Annotated in this window: 21 protein-coding genes; 8 read left to right on the top strand and 13 right to left on the bottom strand. The window is 56.0% G+C overall.

All coding sequences use genetic code 11. The features are described from left to right. Positions 1-44: 44 nt before the first annotated feature. Both V8689_RS20845 and V8689_RS20850 read right to left on the bottom strand, forming a co-directional pair. A complete protein-coding gene (locus V8689_RS20845; protein WP_434520603.1) occupies positions 45-812 on the bottom strand; it encodes a DUF6602 domain-containing protein in 768 nt (255 codons plus the stop codon). Between the two features lie 240 nt (positions 813-1052). Beyond that, positions 1053-1862: a hypothetical protein gene (locus V8689_RS20850; RefSeq protein WP_434520604.1), complete on the bottom strand. Its 810-nt coding sequence runs from the start codon at positions 1860-1862 to the stop codon at positions 1053-1055. A 329-nt stretch (positions 1863-2191) separates the two neighbouring features. On the opposite strand from V8689_RS20850, the gene V8689_RS20855 reads away from it, so the two are divergent. The 3 genes from V8689_RS20855 to V8689_RS20865 all read left to right on the top strand — a co-directional run bounded on the left by V8689_RS20855 (position 2192) and on the right by V8689_RS20865 (position 4992). Then, a complete protein-coding gene (locus V8689_RS20855; protein WP_434520605.1) occupies positions 2192-3130 on the top strand; it encodes a hypothetical protein in 939 nt (312 codons plus the stop codon). A 151-nt stretch (positions 3131-3281) separates the two neighbouring features. Continuing rightward, entirely contained in the window at positions 3282-3755 is a 474-nt protein-coding gene (locus V8689_RS20860) for a hypothetical protein (protein WP_434520606.1), read from the top strand. A gap of 124 nt (positions 3756-3879) precedes the next feature. After that, the gene (locus V8689_RS20865) at positions 3880-4992 is read left to right on the top strand and encodes a hypothetical protein (protein ID WP_434520607.1); all 1113 of its coding nucleotides are present in this window, start codon (positions 3880-3882) and stop codon (positions 4990-4992) included. Between the two features lie 323 nt (positions 4993-5315). Here V8689_RS20865 and V8689_RS20870 read toward each other — a convergent pair whose 3' ends face one another. Further along, entirely contained in the window at positions 5316-5642 is a 327-nt protein-coding gene (locus V8689_RS20870; protein ID WP_330525154.1) for a hypothetical protein, read from the bottom strand. Positions 5643-5756: 114 nt separating this feature from the next. Beyond that, positions 5757-6605 (bottom strand): hypothetical protein, encoded by an 849-nt coding sequence (locus tag V8689_RS20875; protein WP_434520608.1) that lies wholly within the window; start codon positions 6603-6605, stop codon positions 5757-5759. A 429-nt stretch (positions 6606-7034) separates the two neighbouring features. Between V8689_RS20875 and V8689_RS20880 the strand changes: the two genes are divergently transcribed. The 3 genes from V8689_RS20880 to V8689_RS20890 all read left to right on the top strand — a co-directional run bounded on the left by V8689_RS20880 (position 7035) and on the right by V8689_RS20890 (position 10521). After that, on the top strand, positions 7035-8525 hold the full coding sequence (locus tag V8689_RS20880) for an SMEK domain-containing protein (protein WP_434520609.1): 1491 nt from the start codon (positions 7035-7037) through the stop codon (positions 8523-8525). Beyond that, positions 8515-9930 (top strand): argonaute/piwi family protein, encoded by a 1416-nt coding sequence (locus V8689_RS20885; RefSeq protein ID WP_434520610.1) that lies wholly within the window; start codon positions 8515-8517, stop codon positions 9928-9930. Before V8689_RS20880 ends, V8689_RS20885 begins: the two co-directional genes overlap by 11 nt. 246 nt (positions 9931-10176) lie before the next feature. Next, a complete protein-coding gene (locus V8689_RS20890; RefSeq protein WP_353186987.1) occupies positions 10177-10521 on the top strand; it encodes a YggL family protein in 345 nt (114 codons plus the stop codon). Positions 10522-10657: 136 nt separating this feature from the next. Here V8689_RS20890 and V8689_RS20895 read toward each other — a convergent pair whose 3' ends face one another. Together V8689_RS20895 and V8689_RS20900 are read right to left on the bottom strand one after the other, a co-directional pair. Beyond that, a complete protein-coding gene (locus V8689_RS20895; protein ID WP_434520611.1) occupies positions 10658-12025 on the bottom strand; it encodes a phosphoribosyltransferase-like protein in 1368 nt (455 codons plus the stop codon). 49 nt (positions 12026-12074) lie between these two features. Further along, positions 12075-12998, bottom strand: a complete 924-nt coding sequence (locus V8689_RS20900; RefSeq protein WP_434520612.1) for a hypothetical protein — start codon at positions 12996-12998, stop codon at positions 12075-12077. Positions 12999-13882: 884 nt separating this feature from the next. Here V8689_RS20900 and dacB point away from each other — a divergent pair. Continuing rightward, positions 13883-15343 carry a D-alanyl-D-alanine carboxypeptidase/D-alanyl-D-alanine endopeptidase gene (gene dacB, locus V8689_RS20905; protein ID WP_014719471.1) on the top strand — a complete coding sequence of 487 codons (1461 nt, stop codon included), beginning with the start codon at positions 13883-13885 and terminating at the stop codon, positions 15341-15343. Between the two features lie 131 nt (positions 15344-15474). On the opposite strand, the gene V8689_RS20910 is transcribed toward dacB, so the two are convergent. Both V8689_RS20910 and rlmKL read right to left on the bottom strand, forming a co-directional pair. Beyond that, positions 15475-17853: a sensor domain-containing diguanylate cyclase gene (locus V8689_RS20910; protein ID WP_056786692.1), complete on the bottom strand. Its 2379-nt coding sequence runs from the start codon at positions 17851-17853 to the stop codon at positions 15475-15477. 253 nt (positions 17854-18106) lie between these two features. Further along, positions 18107-20371, bottom strand: coding sequence for a bifunctional 23S rRNA (guanine(2069)-N(7))-methyltransferase RlmK/23S rRNA (guanine(2445)-N(2))-methyltransferase RlmL (rlmKL, locus tag V8689_RS20915; protein WP_056786695.1), 2265 nt, complete (start codon positions 20369-20371; stop codon positions 18107-18109). 531 nt (positions 20372-20902) lie between these two features. Between rlmKL and rmf the strand changes: the two genes are divergently transcribed. Beyond that, positions 20903-21118 (top strand): ribosome modulation factor, encoded by a 216-nt coding sequence (gene rmf, locus V8689_RS20920; protein ID WP_002553055.1) that lies wholly within the window; start codon positions 20903-20905, stop codon positions 21116-21118. A gap of 121 nt (positions 21119-21239) precedes the next feature. On the opposite strand, the gene V8689_RS20925 is transcribed toward rmf, so the two are convergent. From V8689_RS20925 to V8689_RS20945, 5 genes are all read right to left on the bottom strand, one after another. Next, complete coding sequence (locus tag V8689_RS20925) at positions 21240-22259, bottom strand: quinone-dependent dihydroorotate dehydrogenase (RefSeq protein ID WP_003193260.1); 1020 nt, start codon at positions 22257-22259, stop codon at positions 21240-21242. A gap of 85 nt (positions 22260-22344) precedes the next feature. Beyond that, positions 22345-22812, bottom strand: coding sequence for a transglycosylase SLT domain-containing protein (locus V8689_RS20930; protein WP_056786699.1), 468 nt, complete (start codon positions 22810-22812; stop codon positions 22345-22347). Next, positions 22799-23188 (bottom strand): winged helix-turn-helix domain-containing protein, encoded by a 390-nt coding sequence (locus V8689_RS20935; RefSeq protein WP_056786702.1) that lies wholly within the window; start codon positions 23186-23188, stop codon positions 22799-22801. The genes V8689_RS20930 and V8689_RS20935 overlap by 14 nt, the downstream gene beginning before the upstream one ends. A 166-nt stretch (positions 23189-23354) precedes the next feature. Continuing rightward, positions 23355-23570 carry a FliM/FliN family flagellar motor switch protein gene (locus tag V8689_RS20940; protein WP_003193267.1) on the bottom strand — a complete coding sequence of 72 codons (216 nt, stop codon included), beginning with the start codon at positions 23568-23570 and terminating at the stop codon, positions 23355-23357. Between the two features lie 15 nt (positions 23571-23585). Next, positions 23586-24317, bottom strand: a complete 732-nt coding sequence (locus tag V8689_RS20945) for a secretin N-terminal domain-containing protein (RefSeq protein ID WP_056786704.1) — start codon at positions 24315-24317, stop codon at positions 23586-23588. Between the last annotated feature and the right edge of the window lie 90 nt (positions 24318-24407).

Here is a 24407-nt window from a genome sequence, read left to right on the forward strand (position 1 = left end):
TACGGCCATGCAATCCTTTCTTAAAAACCGAAGGTTTCACATGGTCACATGGGAAACAGGTCTATGGCCGAGATGGTGGTCATAGCACGATGTGGGTGGTATCCGGCTCGTGGCACGATCGTCCCCGCACTGTGCGCTTTGAGATGTGCCTCTACGACTTCATTGACTGAGAGGAAAAATAACTCCAGGGCGCTGATCGCACTCCCCTCCTGATCCTTGAAAAAATATGACAGGTACCCCACGCCGTCCCGATCATGGACAACATAGTCTTTACGTAGCTGATAGGAGGAATCGAGGCCAATTATTTCATCTGGTAACCGTTGGTACGTGTCATGGTCAAACTCCTTGTGTCGGCCAGGATGCGGGTAACTATGGAACCAGGCATTTACTGCCTCCAACTTTGGCGCGTTAAACATGAAGAGATATGTGCGAAACTTCCAGCTGACACTTTTGAAAGATTCAAAATACTTTATCACATCATTAAACCTAGTCTTATTGATTGAGGTTTTTACTTCAATCACTGCAAGTATGGCGTCAGCAGGAACGACCACCATTCTTCCAGCTCGATAAAGGGGCGCATACCGGTGTGAATCATAAATAATTATGTCGCACTGCTTGGATAGCCAACCATCGGCGCTGATAACGAAGCCTTCCTCTACACTCACCCCACGAGGCAGGTGCTCCTGAAGGAACTCGCGCAACACAGCTTCAGCCAGCGCGCCTGTCGTGGGGTTGTGCCTAGTGATGAAAACCTTTGCCTGCTGGATCTTACTGTGCAGTTGCTGAGTTACATGATCGAAGTATTTGCTCAAGCCCCTACCCTCCTGTGCCCGCAAATCTCGCCTGGAGGATCATCCTTGGATGCTGACAACCTAGCAAGACCATCCGAAGCACGTGGCCGCGATGTTTTTCAATCCAGCCAACCATCGTATTAAGCGCAGTAGCGCGTGATCGGAGTGCAAACCTTTTTTCTTTGAAAGGTGCGTGGTTCACGAGTCAAGAGGTTGATTCACGGGCTTCCTTAGGTCACATCTTCGCTGGCCCAATCGCGGTTAGGCTCGCTTGGTCTGGCGCTCTCTCTGCCTGAAGCGCTTGATGAAGTCAGCGTCCACCAGCTCTTCAAACGCGAGATCCAGCCCGCAATTCACAAGCGAGGCCATGGCGCTGTCAGAGAGCACAAAGCCATTCGGAACAAAGCCACCCTCTCTCACACGACTGGCATCAAGCCGGGCCAGGAAAGCTCTTACGAAGTCCGAAAGCCCGGACTTCCTACTGTCGGTGGCAGCTGCAGTAGCTAGGTCGCTGGCTATAATCTCAGCACTCTGCGCATCGTCACCGATCGCCTGTATCACCTCGCTCAATGCTGGCCAATATTTCAGGTCGTACTGGTACTGAAGACGCTCCAAATCAACCTTCACATAGCTCTCGTATTGGTAATTGTGCTCCGACGCTTCGTGCACGATATCTAGGATGTGATAGTGCGTGTTCGAGCGAAAGCCTGTGGAGTTGTGAATGGTGTCGCGTCGATCAAGCAATGCCGCCAACTGATCAGCGATCTCACTGATTCGACGGTTGACCCCTACCAGCTCCTCGCGGGCCTGTCGCGCCGCGCGATTCTTCTGGGGGTTCCAACCATCAGCCGCATGGAGAAAAACGTCCCAGAACACGTATAGGGCCCTGGGAGTCTGAGCCAATGCTGCGTGAACCTCTTTGTGTACTTCTGCCAACTCGATGCGTCGGTTGAGCAGACCGTCGATGATGCTGCATAGGTTCGGCCATATGCGCCTCGCGCGCAGATCCTCCACCATTTTGCGGAGTAGGGTTTCGCATTCTTGTACCGCTTCGGTAGGTGCGTGGGACACTCAGTAATTCCTGTCTGATGGATGTGTGCCTAGGCTAGCTTTCGGGGCCTGCAGAGTCGGTACCTATTCAAAATTTTTCCAGCATGCGATAGGTACGCGCGCGTCACCCAGTGCAACGCTCAGTGCGAAGGGACAGAGCCACCTTCCTGATCAACCTGGAAATGCCCTCCTTTGCTATCTCCCCGACGCCCAAAAACCCTTCTTTTGCAACAGCGCCTCGGGCAAGTAGACTGCTTGCCTCAATTGTCGGCGACCTGAGCATCGACTCACGCTGCAGCTATCTGTCTGTGCTGCTTCAGCCAGACCATGAGCAACGCATAAGGATTTGTATGGCCGGTATCCAGATGACTCACGCCTTCGACCGGAATGGCACCAGATGGGCGGCTGTCGACTACGTTAAGGGCACGGGCGCTGAGCCCCTGAACTGTGAGCGCTGCGACGCCCCTGTCAGCCATGTCGGCTCTTTCATGCGAGACTGCTACGACCAGGCATCACGTGTCAGTGCTTACTTTCGTTTATACGCGAATGGAGAGCATGGCCCCAACTGCCGCTTCGGCGTCCACAAGCAAATCGTTGAGCTTGCTAGCACCTCCAACGGCTTGATCGAAAGCGTTAAGAAAAATCTGTTCCGAATGCGTTTGGTCGCTGTAACGGAGGAGCTCAAAGCGAGCGCAAAGCGGCCCAAGAATGACGATGACGACGAGAAAACCGCTACTGCCTCCAAGCGCTACGCTGCAAGCTCTAACCGGCTATCCGCCTACATCAACACTGCACAGCGAGTCCTGAAGCTACGTGCTCTGTGTGATGAAGACGATGAAATCGAGCAACACCTTGAACTGGTGTTCGCCGGAAACACGTCTGTGTCATGGAATCAGTTCTACTTCGAGCACGCTCGTCAAATGGCAGCACACTACACCGTCTCTCAAAACACGGCCCAATACCCCATAGCCATACAGGGCCGGGTAGGCAGAATCACGCCGAACATTAAAGGCGACCCCACACGCAACGTCCTCAACCTTCAAAAGCTAAAGGTCACCCAGGATCCCAACGAACCTAGCAACGGCATCAGCCTGGAGGTCAGCGTTTGGGCTGCTAAAGCTAGCTGGTTCAATGGTTTGAGCGAAGGTGACGAAGTGATCGTCTTTGGCTTATGGAAAGCTCCTGCAACGGTCGAAAGCAAGGCCACAAAGGAAGGCTTCTTCAAAACGTACACCAATCGGCGGTTGACCCTGACGCTGGCCGTGAAATCTCAGATCGCCAAGGTCTGAGTCGATCGCCTCGTGTTCTCCTCGTTTTATTCACCACTTGACCCGAAGGCCAGGCTCCCCATTACCGTCAGTGAGATGGTTTTCCGGCCTCGCGAGGCAATATTCGAAACCGTGCCGCCCAAGAATCAACGCAGTCTTTTAAGGAATTACCATGAGTGAAAGAGAATTCATTTATCGACATGAGACCGCCGCCCCTTGGAACAAAATCGATGGCGCATCTCTACGCTTACCCGTGACAGATGACGCGGACGCGTTGGCAGTATCGTTCGTATACTGGCCTAAGGGCCGATCTGATGGCTCTGCACATGATTCAGGTGGATTGATTTTCGAAATCTGTGAGTGGTGCAAGGTCTTGTCCCCTGACGGCGAAAAGCAGTGGGATGTGAAATTTAGAAAAGCGATCGAGGCCCCTGGAACCGTCAGTGGCTTATTTGAAAACAAAGGGAACTTAGTTTTAGCCGCTGGAGTGAGAGAGCGGTTCCGCAAGAATAACGTGATTGAGGTCGAAGGTTTTGTCGCAGAGACAAAGGGCGAGCCCTACCTAGCGATCAAGGGAGCCAAAGACGCCATGGCCCGGTTCTACGGCATAGATTCCACTGCCATCACAGTCACCCTCCAGGAATAGCCATTACTTGGCCTACGGGATCCCGCGTGGGCCATAGGAAACGTCACGGTAGAGGCGTATTCGCTTCCACAATCGCGGCAAGTAATCAACACAGAGGCAGTGAAGCGTTATGGCACGCAGGTGGTTGAAGCAGGAACGACGTACGAAAGAAGAGCTCTTCGATGCCTTGGTGCGAAATGCCCTAGGCTTCGTTAACACCTCTATTGATCATCTCCAACACAAACCTAAGAATGCCATCGTCGACCTCTATACGGCGGTCGAGCTGTTCCTGAAAGCCAGACTGATGAAAGAGCATTGGACACTCATGCTTTCAAAGCCCGAGACCGGCGATCTTCAAAACCTCGCTGTAGGTGATTTTCTCTCCGTCTATCTCGATGACGCACTGAACCGAATCCCATCCATTCTTGGCGAGAGAATCGACAAGACCGCCTCGGACAATTTCAAGGCCCTAGGCGAGCACCGTAATCAGATCGTCCATTTCGCTCATTCAGGCATGGATAACCCGAGCAAGACACAAGCCGGCGTAATTGCCGAGGCATGGGCATCGTGGCATTACCTACATGCGCTTCTGACTGGGTTATGGAGTGACGTGTTTCAGCCATACGCCGCAGAGCTAGAGGTGCTCAACCGACGCATGATGCGCCAGGGCGACTTCATCAAAACCCGATTCGAGATTCTGAAGCCTCAAATCGAGATCCAAGAGAAGAAAGGCAAAAAAATCGTTCCCTGCGGTCATTGCCATATGCCCGCCGCGATTGTTGGCGAGACACATACATGGGGGGCCGACTATACGTGTATGGTTTGCGGCGTGGATGACACTGCTGTGGAAGAGTGCCATGCAGAACTGCCCTGCCCGAGCTGCAACGCGCCATTCGAATTCTTCCAAAAGGATCTGCATGCTTGCCCGCACTGCGGCCATGTAGCTGATACCGACATCCTGATCGACCTCTGCTCTAAACACTTTGCCGAGGGAGACGACTGGTGCGAAGAAGGTCAGCTACACATCGCATCCTGCCACAAGTGTGAACACCCTGAACCATCGGTATTTTTCATCGAAGGAATGTGGAGCTGCGTATCGTGCTTTGACCGGGGCTGGAAGGCGATCATGTGCGAACGATGCGATGAATTCGTCACAGGCGACGTGGAAAGAATCCAATACTTCGCCTGCCACAAATGTGAGCACCAGGTAAGGGAGCAGATGCTGCGTACAGCAGAACCTACCGAGCAACACGAATAAAGGAGGTGGGGAAGCTGCGCTTTGAGTCGCAATCGACAACAGGTTTTAAGTGGGCATTACCACCTTACCGTCTACATCGATGCTGACAAAGGCCGTTGCTGAGCTGGCTGGCCGGCTGAGCTAAGCAAGCGGAGCGCAAGCCGTGCGTGATTGGAACCCCACAGGGGCAAAGGCAAAGTCGGGCACCGCCTGCCTTGGCTAACGACGGCCTGCTCGGAAAACCCTCACTCATTTCAAAGCCGTCGCCTGACGTTGGGTGATCCAGAGCCTTGGTGCGGGTCGCCCCTCATCCTAGGCTCGCATACAAGGAGCCCAAAGCTCCCTTACCCCCCGAGATTCAGATCGTGGTTAGAGCCCCGGAAATAACCACGACCCTTCTTGAGCACCCGCTGCGCGTCAGGAATGTTCAGTTGAATAACGGGTGGAGCTACCCCCTTCGTAACCTTCAGCCCAGGCCCATGAGTAGCCTTCAGGTCGATCATGACCTCCAGCACGCGTTCAGTATCAGGCGCGTCGGGGTGAGCGGCGAGTCCACGCGCAAACTCACGAAGCTGCTCCAACCCCTCGCTACTGCCAATATCAAAATCCAGCTCCAATGCCAGCTTCGCAGCATGGGCAAGAAGAGTCATGTTGTCGTCAGCGCTGTTCATCAATTCTTCTCCGGTGTAGCTTTCAGCCTAGCACGCGCGATCCATCCGGCGTAAAGAGGTAGGCGGCAATGCCCTGCCAGCGTCTCAGCTGGCAGGTTCTATTCCGCTGATGCGTTAGTCAGCCAGGTAGCCTTCGCGACGATAGGGATCGTTATCCTTGATAATCTTCCCCGCCCCCTCAGCCCGAAGCAGCATGTATTCCTTCCTATGCCGCCAACGATAAAGAGTGATTGGCGAAAACTTGAATTTGAGCGGCTTGAAGCCGAGCTGCACATAAAAGCGTATGAGGCCTTTACCTCCCTCTGGATCAGCGTGCAGCAGCAACGAACCATCCAGACCGGCTCGATACGAGGCGATAATGGCGGCGTCGAAGAGGGCCTTACCTACACCATCAAGCTTCAGTTCCTTGAAGTAATCTTCGTAGAAGCATTGAGGTGCCGAGGAAACGAACCAGGTATAAGTCTTAGAACCAAGCCGGTCTGAATTGCAATAGTAACTGGGCACTAAGGTCATCATGCCGATGGGCACAGTTTCCCCGAGCTTGTTGCGAGCGACCATCGCAAGGCCAAACGCCGGTTGCGCATAGCGGGTACTGAAGTGCCCTTGGTTGTGAACATTGAGCAACCAGAAAACCTTGTTCCAATTCCATCCCAAATCAGCACGGATTTTCTTGCCCGCGTTCGCGGCGGTTGCATCCGAGGCAGTCCGGAAATGAGCTTTAACCCTAGGTTGGATCGTGCTGTGCCACCAGGCAGCATGCTCGGCAGTCATCGGAATGATCTCTACCTGGACTTGGCCCAGCGACTCGTTCTTGAACGAGGAGGCTTCAACCGCAGTGATGTATGGCGGCACCCGCGCAGGGTCAGGGTAGAGAGCTTGAGAATCCGAATGCGATTGTGTTGAGCGGGTGTCGTGGACTGAGTCGAGCTCAGACATAGGCGGTGTAATGATCGACGATGACAAACGACACGTTCCTGTTCAAGAGCCCTGCGGCAGTCGGCCATTCTGTTGACATACCAGAGGATGCGTCAAGGCACGAACGCTCTAGGACGGCATTTCCAGGCGCCCTAACCGCTTGTCAGTCAGTCCTACAAACGCACCATGAGAGGAAAAGGAAATTTAGGATGAGCTAGGTCAACCAGCTCCCTGAACAGCGTGAGCATGTTCGCCAAACCAACCACGGATGGCTTATGCGGCCTCAAATCTCAAAGCATGGCGGCTGGTTCTTCGCTTGATCCGCTTTAAACCTCCTACACATCTGCTTATTAGCCGTGCGGTCAGTGCTCTGATCATGGTGGTACAATGCCACCCTCTGCGGCCTGGGATGGCTCAGCGTCCTCAGTTCTCGTCGCACCCCCACTATCGCTCAGGTTTGAAGGGAAGTGTCTAGCAGTGAGACAGTTAGAGATTGAGAATGAGTTAAGAGATGTCGTAAGCAGAATCATCAGCCAAGTTGACCTCTCGACCAAGCAAGGCCGCCTCGACATTAACTTGTCCTTGGAAGATGCGCTGATTCCTATCCTGAAGGCAGCCTTCAACCTCCCCAACCTGATCAACCTCAACCGAAGGCAGAAAAACTTTCCGGGAATCGACCTCGGAGACGATCATGACCGGGTTGCTTTCCAAGTAACGGCAACTACGTCATTGGAAAAGGTTAAGAAAACCCTAACCCACTTCGTCAGCAAACAGTTCTACAACACCTTCGATGAACTGTATATTTTGATGCTGACCAACAAGCAGGCCTCCTACAGCCAAGCCGCGATCGATCAGATCACTAACGGCGCCTTTCAGTTTTCTACAAAAGCTCACATTATTGATCTTGGCGACATTCTTTCCAAGGTGACGGGACTGCGGTTACCCGCTCAAGAACGGGTATTGACGGACTTCAAGCTCATCCTAGGTGACATCAATGCCTACCTGGACTTCAACGCCAATGATGGCCACCAGTCTCACACCCTGACTTCAAACTTAATCTCTGTCACTCCGCCTGAAACTGTATACGTTGCTGAGTTACTGATAAACGAAGCATCCGTTCTGGCACAAGCCCGCGACCATCTGAATTTCAAAAGAAACAGCTGCTCCAAGCAAAGCCTTGTGAAAATGGCCCTATTACTGAATGGCGTGGTTACCGATAGCTGGGTACGTTTTGAAAATCGCATCTTTGCCTTCGAAGACATCTCCAACTCAGGCATACAGCACGTAGTCGACATTGGCACCATCGAAGCACTTGAGACCGTCGAACTTTCAGATTCAGACATCGATGACAATATCAACATATTCAAATCGCTTTTAAATGGCTATGTTCGAGAAATTCTAAAGCCTCACAACGTCGTGTACGACCGTCGGGATAAGTGTTATTTCTTCAAGCCACATAACCCCGACGACGAAGGTCGCAAAGAAGAATGGATAGGTAAGAAGAAGTCAACTCGTCGGGTTTACGAAAAAATAATGTCCAAGAAAGAGCCTACACGCGTTGCTCACCACGTTCATTTATCTTTCGAATTGACCTTTACCCAGATTGCAGAGCAATGGTATGCACTGGTAGTGCCCAGTTGGCTTTATACCTACGACGGGAGCCGAAAGTCTTGGTACCATGAAGACCTGTTGTCAAAGCAAAAAAGACTTGAGTTCAACCAGAGCGTACGGAATATAGTTCGATTCGTAGCGTATTACTTACGCTCCACTAATGTTTCTCTTGGCGGAGTTCAAGACTATTCCTTCGACGGTGAAAACAGGCCTGGCGAGGTGGAAAAATTGCCAGGAGAAGGTACTTCAACCTATGGTTTTTTTGGCGAACTACTAGAACTTACATGTGAAGAAAAGCTGGTTAACGGTGAACATGTGGGTGCCGATTATGAAGAGGAGCTAGCCAATGAAGATTAAGATCCTCAAAGAACCAATGCTGGAGTTTGGGAGCGGCGCCCACATATGCCCCAGAACAGGGATCGAAACGTTGGGTGTTTATGACAAGCGTGATGAGCTCCGGCGCAGCGAATTACGTGTCGGCATTGTCGGTCGAGGTGAAGGCGTCGACTTACTGGATGAATGGCTGGACAAGTGCAAGCGTGGCATCGTTGGCAAAGATGAAACTAAGTTCCCTAACCTCTTCAGGGGATTTGGCGGAGTAGACGAATACCATGGTTTTTATACGAAAATCCTGTCCTCTCCTCAGTACACCCGTACGCTTCAGAAATCGGAAATAAACAATATATCGAAGATCACTGCACGTGAAGATCGAGTTGTGAAATGCGTCGACCTTTATTACGAGCAGATCAGATTTCTCTCTGAGAACCGCTCAATTGACGTGATCGTCTGCGTGGTGCCCAATGACATTTTCGACTGTCTTACCAAGGCGGCTGGCGACAAAGACAACGAGTCACTAGAGGCCTACTTGGAACACAACTTCCGCCGGCTTCTCAAAGCGCGATGCATGCATCTAGGCATCCCTCTTCAGCTCGTTCGAGAAAAGACCATTCTGTCCGTTAAACCCTCGATTGATCAGCAAGACCTCGCCACCAAAGCGTGGAATTTCTGCACCGCGCTGTATTACAAAGGCAACCGGACTGTGCCTTGGCGTTTAGTGGAGGACAAATTCAAGCCCAAGACCTGCTACATCGGGATTGGATTCTACAAGAGCCGTGACGGTGAAACTGTATCCACAAGCCTCGCTCAGGTGTTCGATGAGTTCGGCCATGGGGTCATCCTGCGAGGCGCACCAGTTTCGCTGGATAAGCGGGACAGACGTCCTTACATGGATGAATCGCAGGCATATGAGCTTCTAGACAGCGCACTGGCGGAATATGAAAAAGCGCTGATGCAAAAACCCGCTCGCGTTGTGATCCACAAGTCCAGCCGTTTCCGGCCAACCGAAGTAGCTGGATTTTCCAAGGTACTGGAGGCCAAGGGCATCAGGACAAAAGACCTGGTCTCGATCACATCAACCGATATCCGGCTTTTCAGCGACAAAAATTATCCGCCTTCCAGAGGGACGCTGCTGAGCCTCTCGGAAACTCAAGGTGTGCTCTACACAAAAGGGATCGTGGATTTCTACAAAACCTACCCGGGGATGTACATCCCAAGCCCCCTGCGCATTGAGGCGTTCGACAGCGATTCATCACTGGAAGACCTGTGCAAGGAAATCCTCGGCCTGACCAAGATGAACTGGAATAACACCCAGCTCGATGGACGCCTACCCATCACCCTGGAGTGCGCCAACAAGGTCGGTGACATCATGAAATACATCGACAGCTCTGAGAAGCCACAGGTCAGCTACAGCTTCTACATGTAGACGTTGCCTCCGGCGTGCCGTGGACTTCGGAGAGGTCTGCGGGGGGGGTTCCTTGGGAGGGGTTGATCATCGTGGCAATAAGGTGACAAAAACTGACCGGCTATGGAGGTAATCGCCCTTCGAGCCAGGAGTTCTCTAGGCCTGAGTGCCTGGACGCAGCCTTGACACCTCGGCTGATCGGACAAACAGGCATTTGAACGGGTTAGCTGATAGACTGCGCGCCGTTATTACTTAGAGGATTTTTTGATGGCCACTAACCGCTCCCGTCGTCTTCGCAAAAAGCTTTGTGTGGACGAGTTTCAGGAATTGGGCTTTGAGCTGAACCTGGAATTTAAGGAAGACCTGGATGATGAGGCAGTCGATGCATTCCTAGATGACTTCCTGACCGAAGCCATGGACGCCAATGGACTGGACTATGTCGGCGGCGATGATTTCGGCCTGGTTTGCAAGGCAGAGCGCGGCTCGGTTACCGAAGAACAACGCGCAGCTGTCGAAGCCTGGCTCAAAGCTCGTAGCGAAGTGACCAAGGTTGAAGTCAGCCCTCTGCTGGACGCTTGGTACCCAGAGAAGCCGGTCAACGCTGCAAAGTGATCGCGCTGAGCCACAGTGAATAACTGCAGGCTTGTGAAAAGACCACCCTATCGGGGTGGTTTTTTTTGGGCTACTGCGCGGCGCGATAAAGCAAGCATCAGGCCTGATTACAGCTGGTTTGAAGCTACTGACTGCGCTACCTGGCAGCTTCGGCGATTCGCCTCGCGTCCCAGAAAAGTGGCTTCCAGTCCACTGTAGTACCGTCAATGGTCACTTCGCCTTTCAACCACATCAGCGGTATCACTGGCTTCGGAATACTTGACGCGAAAACGATGGTCGAGCCGAATTTCATGGCACCTAGCTTCCACCGGTCAACATCCTCTTGTGATATTGATGCCAAGTCGATTGCTGGGAAGTCCGCACCGCTTCCTTCCTGCATCGCTTGAGCCTGGAGCTTTTCTCGCGCCTTCCGAGCCAGATATGGCCTCACGAGCTGTTCCCCGATGTCAGAGCACACCTTCCTAGCATCGTCGCACTCCTCCCCCCATACCCCAGCTACACCAAATACATATGGCTCAATATTGGCGTCGATGGCGGCGCGGACGGCTGCGTCACTTTTGTCCACCAGGTCAGGAAACTGAAGATCGATTTCCGCCGGCACAAATGAAAAATGATAGCCAGGTGCGGCAGGCTGAATGTCGAACAAGCGATGATCAAGTTTGCTGCTGGCATGCCGTGCTGCAGCGAGGCCTGCATCACAGGTTACGCAGTACCTGAATACAATTTTTGTTTTTGACTGGGCTAGAGCCTCAATTTCAGACAGCGCCTTCAAACGCTTTACGATCTCTACTCCGCTCCACAAACCATCCTCATACACGTAGAGAACATCCGCGCTCAGATCCTGGAAGTAGGCTGAATCAGCAACATCCAGAGCCGTAACAGCCCCTTCGGGCAGCATGTGCTCAAGAATGTTTTTTACCGTAATACAGCTTGAGCCCGGTTCATTGTCATGAAAATAGGCGTGAGCGATTGTGTACCCGATACCTTCAGCATCAGAAAGCTTGAAGGCTGTACGAACCTCAGCGTCCGTTATCACGCGCAGGGCCTTTAGCAGGCTACGGGCCGTACCGGGATGACCGAGCTTTCCAAACTGAGTGACCCACTCCTTGGGCGTAAGGTGACCCAGGGAGCTTTTGGCCCACTCCTCTTCGGCACGTCTTTCCCAGTGGATACCGAAGTCCATCAGCGATTTCTTGATCTCCCGGCTCAGCGCCTCGGCGGACGGGCGTACGGTGAAATCAATACCCTCCTCCTGGAGAACATCCTGATCCAACAATCCCTTCTGAAAGTAAACCTTCCGGAAATCGGATTCAGAGTAATCATCAATCACATACTCCGTGAGGTGATCCAAGGAAAATTGCTTAGCTACAACCTTAAACCTGACCTGTTCTTCCCAGCCAAGCCCACACATAAGCGCTATCTTCCGCTTCAAGCTGGCAGCATCTGCTTCACGCACCACGACGAGGATGCACGGGCGCTGGTAGGCCCTCAGTTGTCCTTGCACGATTTCTCCATGATATCAGTTCAGAATCCGCCCAGAGCTGAGCCCGCAATCACTTCTTACCGAGAATCCCTAGGGCATCAGCTACTGCGCCTACCGGCAACCTCAATTCACGCAGCTCAGCGATTGAAAGGTTCATCACCGCCCTTACCACCAAGTCACGAAGGTCAGCGTCTTTATTGGCAGCATATGACGCTGAGACCAGTATCTCCGGGCATCCGATGGCATTTCTGCTTTCGAGTGTATTACCAGTCGCTTTGTGTGGCGACTTGGGTGGCGTCTTGGGCAGACGGGCACCGCGCGAGCGGCTCATGAAATCCGCGAGACTCCTGCGGTCATGCTCATTAACATCAGCAGCTTCTAACCTTTGTTTGAACAACTGCAGGAGACGGTCAATACGGAACTCTATCCATCTCCGGTAGGCGGGCCTGTCGCGCTCACGAAGGCTGGCAGTCCAGCTTGCATAAGGCAGTTGGATGTCAGGGAGAGCACTACCCACGGCAGCTTGCTCGGCCTGCATAAATGCTTTCATGATCGCGCTCAGTTCATCTTGAGTGACGCTGGGAATAACGGTAACTTCCGCCCCACCCGCATCAGAGTTGCTGTCAGCTCCAAGCAGCATCAAGGTCTTGCTGGCTGTAATTAGCCCGACTTGGTATTTCGATTGAGGCCGGACAAAAGCCTTCCAAAGGGCATAGTCAGGCTCATCATCGGTATCGGTAGCCGACGCACCAATTTTGTAGACCGAATCTTTGCCCTGAGCATGCGAACGGAAAAGAACCCCTTCGAAGTACTTTTCGATAAATCGTGAAAATGTGGCTTTAGTCGGAAGCCCCAAAGCTTTGATGTCTAATTCAGGAGTGGCTTTGCGAACCATTTCACCGAAGACTGCTCCAGTGATCTGTTTATCACTACGACTTTCGAGCGAGGCCTTGAGCAGGTTGACTGCAGCGTCAATTTCTTCTGATGACTGCATTTTTCGTCCTTGTAAAATTAGAAAGGCCCGCCAATGGGCGAGCCTTATTTTCCCTACCATCTTTAGCCTTAGCCAAATTAGTAAGTTGAATCCGTAATAGACAATAGACCAGTAATAGGAGTCAATCCCTATACCGCGTTACCATGTCAGCAGAAGGCCCGAATGGTCATCCGGTGCTATGTTCCCTCTGAAGCTTCGGCCTGAAATATGATTCATGCTTCGACCCGAAGCCGCACCGCCACCTTCACTATACCTCATCGACTCTCTACCGAACAATCCCCTGCGCATTGCGACCCGAGCTTTAGCTAACCCGATCTCTGGCAGGGTTGGCTTGTGAGTTTGGGCCGCTCTTCGACAGGCGTGGTGAAGGTCAACGCCAGTATTCGCTTACCACGCAGACCTAACTGCCTGATGGACAGGGACGTCAATAGCCGCGCTTTCCTCCGCACGGCCACCCGAGGTCATTTTGGGTTCACAGGCGTATTAACTGCTGAGCCTACGGGGCTGGAGGGCGTATCGGGTGAATAGGAACGGAACGGGAACGGGGATTTTTTGACAACCAACCAATTATTTTTTGCTAATTAGCAAAACTTGAAATTCATCAACGCACAGTTTTTTGCGCAGACGCTGGGAACGGTTAGTCGCCATTGGAACAATCCTCATAAGTATTAACGGGCGGCACTTTAGCAGTTTAAGGCGGCAATTGCCCGACTCTCTGGGACCGACGGGCAAATGCGCGCAAAAAAACCACGATTAGCAGCTATCGTTCAGCTACACGTGGCGCCAGCTTGGGGCATAATGCCGACACTTTCGTGACCACTGAGGGATTTTCTTCCATACCCCTCGCCTTTTTCACCCTCCTCAGCAGTAGGGTTTTATTTCTTATGATCAAATCTTTGCGTTCCGTGTTACTTGCCAGTGTTGTCTTGCCCCTGGCCTTTTCCGTTTGCGCCGCTCCCGTCAATAACACCCTGCCACCCAGCGTTGCCCAGGCCTTGCAGAAGGCCAAGCTGCAAAATACCGCGCTGTCCCTGGTGATGCTGCCCCTGAACGGCCCTGGTACCCCTACGGTTTTCAACGCCGATGTCTCGGTGAACCCGGCCTCCACCATGAAGCTGGTCACCACTTACGCGGCCCTGGAAATGCTCGGCCCCAACCATCAGTGGAAGACCGAGTTCTACACCGATGGCACCCTCAGCGGCGGCGTGTTGCGCGGCAACCTGTACCTCAAGGGCGGCGGTGACCCCAAGCTGAACATGGAAAAACTCTGGCTGCTGATGCGCGACCTGCGGGCCAATGGTGTGCAGCAAGTCACCGGCGACCTGGTGCTGGACCGTAACTTCTTCAACCAGCCGCAATTGCCCGAGTTCAACGACGACGGCAACGATGAGAACAAGCCGTTCCTGGTCAAGCCCGACGCCTTGCTGGTCAACCTCAAGGCCCTGCGCTTTGTGACCCGCAATGATTCAGGGCGGGTGATCGTGTCGGTCGAGCCGCCGATTGCCAGCATTCGCATCGACAACCAGGTGAAAGTCACCAACGCCAAACAGTGCACCGGCGACGTGCGCTACAGCCCGGTGACCGCCGCCGACGGCAGCGTGACCGTGACCGTCAGCGGCCAACTGGGTGATGGCTGCAGCTCGCAGACCTACCTGTCGCTGCTCGACCACGCCACCTACACCGCAGGCGCCGTGCGGGCGATCTGGAAGGAATTGGGCGGCACCATCCAGGGCCGTGATATCCAGGCACCGGTGCCCAAGGATGCCAAAGTCCTGGCTCGTGCTTTCTCGCCGGACCTGGCGGAGATCATCCGCGACATCAATAAATACAGTAACAACACCATGGCCCAGCAGTTGTTCCTGAGCCTGGGGGCACAGTTTCGCAACGATGCCGATGGCGACGATGCCAAGGCTGCGCAACGTGTCGTGCGCCAGTGGCTGGCCAAGAAAGGCATCACCGCGCCGCACCTGGTGATGGAAAACGGCTCCGGCCTGTCCCGCGCCGAACGGGTCAGCGCCCGCGAGATGGCGGCCATGCTGCAAGCCGCGTGGAAAAGCCCTTATGCGGCGGAGTACATCAGCTCGATGCCGATCGCCGGCACCGACGGCACCATGCGTAAACGCCTGAAAACCACCGCCCTGCGCGGCGAAGCCCATGTGAAGACCGGCACCTTGAACACCGTACGCGCGATCGCCGGCTACAGCCGCGACAACAATGGCAATACCTGGGCGGTAGTGGCGATTCTCAACGACTCCAAGCCGTGGGGAGCCTCGTCGGTGTTGGATCAGGTGCTGCTGGACCTGTATCGCCAGCCGAAGGCCGTTGCCGCCGCGCCGGTTCTGTAAGCCCCCCCTCTGATCGTTCCCACGCTCTGCGTGGGAATGCTGTTTTGGACGCTCTGCGTCCGCGCTCAAGGCTTGACGCGGAGCGTCTCAGGATGCATTCCCACGCAGAGCGTGGGAACGATCAGCGCGTCTCAGCAACCACACACCTGCACCCGATCCCTGCCCGCCTGCTTGGCCACGTACACCGCCGAATCCGCGCGCAGCAGCAACCCATCGATACCTTCATCGACCCGCCAACTGGCCACGCCAAAACTGGCGGTAACCACCCCCACCGGTTCCATCGCCGCATCACGCAGCGACTGCCACAATTGCATCGCCAGGCTGTAGGCCTGGGCGCCATCGGTGTTGGGGCACAGCACCACAAACTCTTCCCCGCCGATCCGGCAAAATATATCGGTGCGGCGCAAGCGCTGGCCGATACGCTTGCACAACTCCTGCAGCACGACGTCGCCCACGGCATGGCCGTGCTGATCGTTGATGCGCTTGAAGTGGTCAATATCGAGCATGATCAACGACAGCGCGCCAGACATACGGTTGAGCCGGAGCATTTCGCCCTTGAGGCGATCCTGGAAATAGCGACGGTTATAGATCCCTGTCAGAGAGTCGGTGATGGACAGCGCACGCAGTTCTTCCTCGACCCGTTTGAGATCAGAAATATCCGACACATAACCGTGCCAAAGCGTACCGCCGCCCGGTAACTCTTCCGGCGTCGCTTCGCCGCGAATCCAGCGCAAGCCTCGTTGGGGTAATTGCACGCGGTACTCTTCGCGCCAATGGCTCAGTTGCAACGCAGAAAGGCGTATCGACGCACGCACGCGTTCCAGGTCCAAAGGGTGAATGCGTTCCAGCACTTTGCCCGCATCCTGCTGCAACACGCCCAGCTCGATTTCATAGATATCGCGCATGCCTTCGCTGGCATAGATGAAACGCCAGGTGTCCTGGGGTTCCAGGGTGAACTGGAAGATCCCACCCGGCACATGGGCGCTGAGTTTTTTCAGCAGGCGGTCGCGTACGGCAAGGGCCTCATAGGCGCGTTTTTGCTCGGTGACATCCAGATAAATCGCCAGGTGCCCGACCCACAGGCCATGGTCATCCAAGAGCACGGTCGGCAACATGTTGACCGTCAGCTGGCTGCCATCCTTGCGCACCAGCGTCCACTCACGGCCTTCATGTTGACTGTCCGGGCTCTCCACCAGCATCGCCTGGCTCGCTGGGATGCGCTTGCCCAGCGCCCTGCTCAACGGCTCAGCGCGGGCGTCGAGTTCCATGGCTACGTGCAGACGGTCCAAGGTCATATGCCCCAGCACCTCCTCGGCCGTAAAGCCCAGCATCTGCTCGGCACCGGCATTGAAGGTGTTGATCACGCCGCGCAGGTCCGTGGCAATGATCGCCACTTGAGTCGCCGCATTCAGCACGCTGCGCAATTGCCCATGGGCGCCACGCAACTCCTGCTCACGGGCGCGCAATTGCACGGTGCGTTGCTCCACCAGTTTCAGTGCGCGTTGGCGCTGGCTCACCAGCATGTAAAGCAGCGCACTGAGCAAGGCGCTGAGCAGCACGCCCATCGCCAGAATGGTGTGCATCGAAGAATGGTTGGCCCTGTCGAACACTTCGCTGGCGCTCAGGCTCAGGGCATAGACATGGTCACCCAGGGTAAGGCGGCGCGCAGCCGTCAAGCCGCTGCTGCCCAAGGCGTTGCTGGAGGCATACAACACCCGTTGCTGGGTGTCGGAGGTATCTACGATCTGCATCACCAGGTTGTCCCGGTTGGGCCTGGGCAACCCCTCGGCTACCAGCTGACGCATGCTGATCACCGCCATCACATAACCGTAGGGCTCGGCACCTGCGAGCTTGCTAACGGGCGCCACCAATAAGACGCCTGCCGCATAAGCGGGTTCCACACCCACCAACTGCATGGGTTGCGATACCGCCAACTGGCCGCTTTGTTGCGCACGCTCCAGGGCTGAGCGACGCAGGGGCTGGGCCAGCAGATCAAAACCCAGCGGCGAGCCCAGCAAACTTTGCGTCTGGCTGTACAGCACCGGTACGTATTCATCGCGTTCGGCCGCTGGTGCCAACTCACCTGCAGTATTCAGTTCGCGGATACTGAAGGGAATGCCGCGCTGGCGAGAAATGTCCTGCTCAAAAAGGCTGCGCTGCGTGCGAAATATCCGTGGAGCCCAGGCATAAGCGCGGGCATGCAACAACAGCGGTTTGGCGAAACCGTCGAACTCGGCGCGAGACACCTCGCCGGAATTGACGAAAAAGCGCTGCAAGCTGCCCAGGCGCTGCTCCTGGTCTTCGAAACGTTCCTGGATGCGGGTGTAGCGCTCGTTGACCAGCAACTGGAACCGCTGGCGCACCTGTTGCTGATATAAGTCGGATGCCGCCCACGCGACGACCACCGTCAGCGCGCTACCGATCAACAACACCATCAATGCCACCAGCCAAGCCGATGCCTGCTCACTGATAAAACCAAGGATTTTCGGGCGAACGACTTGCATCGGCATAGGCAACACTCACAGCGCCAGTGTGCGGGGGTGTCACTTTGGCTAGGGCTTAAGTTATAGCCATCGGTCAGGGGTTTGACCAGTGCAAAACCGTCAACAGACTTATTGTGGCGAGGGAGCAAGCTCTCTCACCACAGAAGCTTACTGTAGGAGCGAGCTTGCTCGCGAAACACTCACAGGCACCGCGTTCATCCAGGATATCCGCGTTATCGTTGACGTTTTTCGCGAGCAAGCTCGCTCCTACAGGGGAAAATCAGCGTGCGGTGATTTTCCAGGCGCGGTGGATCTTGGCATTGCGCGCAAAATCCGGGTCGATAGTCTTGTCGCTGATTTCCTCGACCGCATAGCGTTCGCTGAGGTTGTCTTCCAGCTGGAACTTGCGGAAGTTGTTGGAGAAGTACAACACGCCACCCGGCGCCAGGCGCGCCATGGCCAGGTCGAGCAACTGCACATGGTCACGCTGCACGTCGAAGATGCCTTCCATGCGCTTGGAGTTGGAGAAGGTCGGCGGGTCGATGAAGATCATGTCGAATTCATCGCGGCTCGCTTCCAGCCACGCCATCACGTCACCCTGTTCCAGGCGGTTCTTGTCGGAGAAGCCGTTGAGGGAGAAGTTGCGACGCGCCCAGTCCAGGTAGGTCTTGGACAGGTCGACGCTGGTGGTGCTGCGCGCGCCGCCCTTGGCAGCATGCACACTGGCGGTGGCGGTGTAGCAATACAAATTGAGGAAACGCTTGCCCGCCGCTTCCTTCTGAATGCGCATGCGCATCGGGCGATGGTCGAGGAACAGGCCGGTGTCCAGGTAATCGGTGAGGTTGACCAGCAACTTCACGCCGCCTTCGCTGACCTCGGTGAATTTACCTTGGGCACTCTGACGCTCGTATTGCTTGGTGCCGCTCTGACGCTCACGACGCTTGACCACCACACGGCTCTTGTCGACGTTCAGTGCCTGGGGAATGGCCGCCAGGGCATCGAACATGCGGGCCGAGGCTTTTTCCGGGTCGATGGATTTTGGCGCGGCGTATTCCTGCACGTGCACCCAATCGTGGTACAGGTCGATCGCCATGGAGTACTCAGGCATGTCGGCGTCATACACACGGTAGCAATCCACACCTTCGCGCTTGGCCCATTTGCCCAACAGCTTGAGGTTCTTCTGCAGGCGGTTGGCAAACATCTGCCCGCCTTCGCTCAAGCGCGCTTGCTCCACCACAGGGGCCGGGGCGGGTTTGATCGGGTTGCCGTTCTTGTTGTACTGACGCTCTGCCGGCTCGCTCGGGGCTTGGTCGTAAGCCGCTTGCTCACGTTCGGCCTGGCGCTGCTCCGGGGTACGGCGCTCGCCAGTGACGAACTGATCCGGGTTGACCTTGATCAGCAGCAACTTGCACGGCAATGCGCCGTTCCAGAACGAATACTGTTTGTGGCTACGGATACCCATGCGCTTGCCCAGGTCTGGCGCGCCGGTGAACACCGCCGCTTCCCAGCCCATGCAGGCCTGGCGCAGACGCTCGCCGAGGTTCTGGTAGAGGTACAACAGGCTGGCTTCATCCCCCAGGCGCTCGCCGTAAGGTGGGTTGCAGATGACCAGGCCTTTCTGGTTCTGGTCCGGGCGCGGCTCGAACGTGCCGACTTCGCCCTGGTACACCTTGATCCAATGGCTCAGCCCCGCGCGCTCAATGTTATTGCGCGCAGGCTGGATCAAGCGTGGGTCGGCTTCGTAGCCACGTACCCACAACGGCGGCTTGTTCATGCCGATGGCGGCACGCTCAGAGGCTTCTGCGTGCAGTTTTTTCCACAGCGCCGGGACGTGGCCCAGCCAGGTGGTGAAACCCCAGAGTTCACGGTTGAGGTTGGGGGCCATGTCGGCGGCGATCATCGCGCCCTCGACCAGGAAGGTACCCACACCGCACATGGGGTCTGTGAGGGCGCCGCCTTCGGCTGCAATACGCGGCCAGCCGGCGCGGATCAGGATCGCCGCCGCCAGGTTTTCCTTCAGCGGTGCCGCACCCTGCTGCAGGCGGTAGCCGCGCTGGTGCAGGCTGTGACCGGAGAGGTCCAGGGACAGGATGGCTTCGCCACGGTCCAGGCGCAGGTGAATGCGCAGGTCAGGGTTGATCTTGTCGATGGACGGACGTTCGCCGGTCGGGGTGCGCAGTTTGTCGACAATCGCATCCTTGACCTTCAGCGCGCCGAAGTGAGTGTTGTCGATGCCCGAACCGTGGCCGCTGAACTCCACCGCGAGGGTACCGTCGGGGACCATGTGGTCAGCCCATTCGATGTCCAACACGCCGTGGTAAAGATCCTCGGCGTCTTTCATCGGGAAGCGCTTGAGCACCAGCAACACGCGGTTGGCCAGGCGCGACCAGAGGCACAAGCGGTAGGCGGTTTCCATGTCGGCCATGCCGCGCACGGCCGAGGTGTGCTCGCGGGCTTCCTCAAGGCCAAGCCCGACGGCTTCCTCGATCAGCAGGCCTTCGAGGCCCTTGGGGCAGGTGAGGAAGAGTTCAAAACGGTCCGACATGGGGCATTCCAGGCTTTTCAGCAATAAGTGAACAGGCGACGCATCGCCGGTTCGGTTTTCAATCAAGCACTTTTCTCGAAGAGTGCTCGCGTGGCACGAATGTGCCGTTCCACCCCGTCTGGCGGGCTCTTGAGCCTTTATGGGCGAGGCAGAAGAAGAATGTTGCGCAACAAAAAGAAATATTCCGACCCTTCGTCGAATAATAACCGACTGCATCAGGCGGGCATTCTCACTAAGGAATTAAACCTTTCCTCTTTGCAGGGCACATCATAGCTGGCTTTGCCCTATAAAAGGGGCGAATAACCAGCCCAGCTTATGGCTATAGCATCGTTATCGTTACGTGCTTATGACAAAACGATCATTGAATACATGTGACCTATTGGTTAGAACTCAACACAGGTTGGCGCCGTAACGGTGCCAACACTTGGCTCGCCACGCCGGCAGCGAGCCCACCAACGGCAGAAAAACTCTGCCCGGCCTTGGACAAGGCCGAAGGATATCTAGACAGTCAACAAGTGAGGGAAACACCCTATGAGAAGACTTAAGCGTGATCCGTTGGAAAGAGCATTTTTACGCGGATATCAATATGGCGTTCATGGAAAATCCCGTGAGCTTTGCCCATTTACTCTACCGTCGGTACGCCAAGCCTGGATCAACGGCTGGCGAGAAGGACGCGGCGACAACTGGGACGGTATGACTGGCACTGCGGGCATCCACAGACTCAACGAACTTCACGCCGTCGGCTAATCAGGGGATTTAATTGCGACACACACATCTTTGAATCTGTAACGACTTAACCACGCGCGCCCCATCCGGGCGGCGGGCTTCGGCCCAGGGGCTCCTTCATGGAGCCCTTTTTATTGCCTGCTCAGCGCAAGGCAGCGATGGCATCCACCGACTGGCGAATCAGCGCCGGGCCTTTGTAGATAAAACCGGAGTACAACTGCACCAGGCTGGCGCCAGCTGCGATCTTCTCAGCCGCGTGCTTGCCTTCGGTGATACCGCCCACCGCGATGATCGGCAAACGCCCGGCCAACTCGGCTGCCAGCACCTTGACGATATGCGTGCTCTTGTCACGCACCGGCGCGCCCGACAGGCCGCCCGCCTCGTCACCATGAGCCAGGCCTTCGACGCCCACGCGGCTGAGGGTGGTGTTGGTCGCAATCACCGCATCCATCCCTGAATCCACCAGGGCCTGGGCCACCAGTACGGTTTCTTCATCGCTCATGTCCGGCGCGATCTTGATAGCCAGCGGCACACGCTTGCCATGACGCACGGCCAAGTCTTCCTGGCGCTGGCGCAAGGCTTCGAGCAGCTGCTTGAGGGAATCACCAAATTGCAGGCTGCGCAGGCCCGGGGTGTTGGGCGAGCTGACGTTGACGGTGACATAGCTGGCGTGGGCGTAGACCTTGTCCAGGCAAATCAGGTAGTCATCCACCGCACGCTCCACCGGCGTGTCAAAGTTCTTGCCGATGTTGATACCCAGGATGCCGGTGTACTTCGCCGCCTGAACCCGCGACAGCAGATGGTCGACCCCGAGGTTGTTGAAGCCCATGCGATTGATGATCGCCTCCGCTTCCGGCAGGCGGAAAATACGCGGCTTGGGGTTGCCCGGTTGCGGCCGCGGCGTCACGGTACCGATTTCGACAAAGCCGAAACCCAACTGCGCAAACCCGTCGATGGCCGCGCCGTTCTTGTCCAGGCCGGCTGCCAGCCCGACCGGGTTGGGGAAGTTCAGCCCCATCACGGACACCGGTACTTTCGCCGGTGCCTTGCATACCAGGCCATTGAGCCCCAGGCGGCCACCAGCACCGATCAGGTCCAGGGACAGATCGTGGGAGGTTTCCGGAGAGAGTTTGAACAACAGCTGGCGGGCCAGGGTATACATGGGCGGGCTAGACTCGGATGGCGACAAAAGGTGGCGGTGATTATAGCCAGGGTGGCGGCCTGCATGCGAGGCGTGCCACCTGATCTCATTGACGTTGCGCCGTCAACGCCTCATAACGCACCCAGATCCTTTCGGCGTAGCGCAGACGCAATGCCTCACGCTGTAGCCCGGGCCCCGGCCCCACGTTGTAAGCCCCCACTGCCGTCCAGTTGTAGCCAAAACGCTGGATGAATTCGGCAAGAATCGAGGCGCCTACCTCCACCGACAGGCAAGGCTCGCTCAAAAGCCGTTCTTCGGTAATGCCCTGCTTGAGCAAGCGCGGCAAGTGGATGCTGTTGATTTGCATCAAGCCGATATCCCGCGTGCCATTGCGGTTGGTGTAGTTCATCGCTTGCGCCCGGTAACCCGATTCGACCGAGGCGATAGCTTGCAGCAACTCCGGCTCAAGGTCGTAGCGGCTGGCCGCCTCTTCCCAGCAAAAGGCCCAGGCCTGGCTGCTGCCCATCAATACCCCGAGCACCAGGCCTTTGCCCCATGCCTTAACCCTGGACATTGCTGGCCTGACCACAGATGGCGCACACGTGTGCCACTGCCCTGGGTTGATCACCTGTGCGCACCGGGCAGGTAAAGCGATAGCCCTTGCCATAAATCGTCTTGATAAAGCCTTTGTCGGCTCTCAAGTGCTTGCGCAGGGAATAAATACACCGCGTGAGTGACTCTTCGGCCACTTCGCCCCGAGGCCAGGCCAGTTCCAGCAAACGGTCCTTGGTCATCAGCGCACCACCGGAGGCCAGCAGCAACCGCAGCACGTGCCCCTCCTTGGGAGGCAACTGAATATCCGCCTCCACGCCCGTCAACCGGCCGTCGCCATGCAAGGTCCAACGCGCGAAAACCAGGGACGTCGTCGTTTCATCCGTCACGACGGCCATACGCACCTCTGTAGTCGACTACTGACATTCAAATCCTTATTGTGTGACCAGCTCATCTGCCATGGGCACGACTATAAAAAACCGTCTCGAAGACCCGCGTTAGGAAAAAACCCATTCATTCGCCTTTTTTTGGCCACTGCCGGTCAGACAATTCGCTAACGCCCCCTTATCGCGGCAACCACTCCTGAAACGTCTCCTGCAATTCAACCCCTAGCCGATCCTCCAACTGCACCAACTCTCCCACTGCCATCAGTTGTCCATTGACCCGCACCTCCACACAGCGAGTGACGCCTGGGTCCAAGGGCAGCACCTTCCCCGGTGCGAATGCGGCCAAACGCTTGCGGCTGATCAGTTGCTCCTGCAGCAATATTTCCAGGTGCATGGACAAACGCCTTATTCAGGGGGAAAACTCAGGGTCCGCTCCCAGGAACGCACGTCGCACACGCTCGTGTTGCGCGGCGCTCAACTGAGGTGGGCCAATCCAGGGCAGTCCGTCGCCATCTACGCCAGCCTGCCCTGGCGAGGCGTCATCCAGCGCCTGGGCGACATCCAGCTCGGCCACCAGTTTTTCGATAACCTTCACTTGGGCGGGTGGGCCCTTGATCAACAGACTGTTGGTATCCGGATAAGCCATCAACACAAGACGGCCGTCGGCCCGTTGGTCCTTCTGCGCCTGGGATAGCCGAGCTTCGAGCATGGAGGCCATGCCCGGTACCTGGACCTTGTTGGCTCCCGCGCCCTGCAGGTGATCGTCCACGAGGACATTGATCACTTTCACCACGCCGAATACCGGGGCGCGCTCTGGCACCTTGCGAGGGGGGCGGTCCATCCGTTGGGCGAGACGCAACACCTGGTCGACATAGCTGGAAGGGCCGGTTACATAGAACGTACGCCCGCCGTGTTCACGCAGTGGGTAGCGCGGCTCATCCAGCCCCGCACCGCGCATGATGCCGCGCAGCCTACTGACGGAAATATGCCGCAGCACCACCGCCGAGCTTCTCGTGTCGTCGGCAGCGTAGAGCTGCAACACCTCGCCACACGCCGTACGACTGCCCAGCAACAGCGCGGCGCACAGCAGCGCGCTGAACAGCCAGCGACAATTGAGGGTTGCGAGGTAATCAGCGTGCACCGTGGGTATGCCTGGCGGTCTGGCCTGAAGAAGCGGCCATACTGCGAGGCGCACGAGGATCAATCATGATGGAAAGTTGACGGCCAACTG

The sequence above is a fragment of the Pseudomonas sp. AK181 genome, assembly GCF_051122975.1.
GTDB lineage: Bacteria > Pseudomonadota > Gammaproteobacteria > Pseudomonadales > Pseudomonadaceae > Aquipseudomonas > Aquipseudomonas lactis.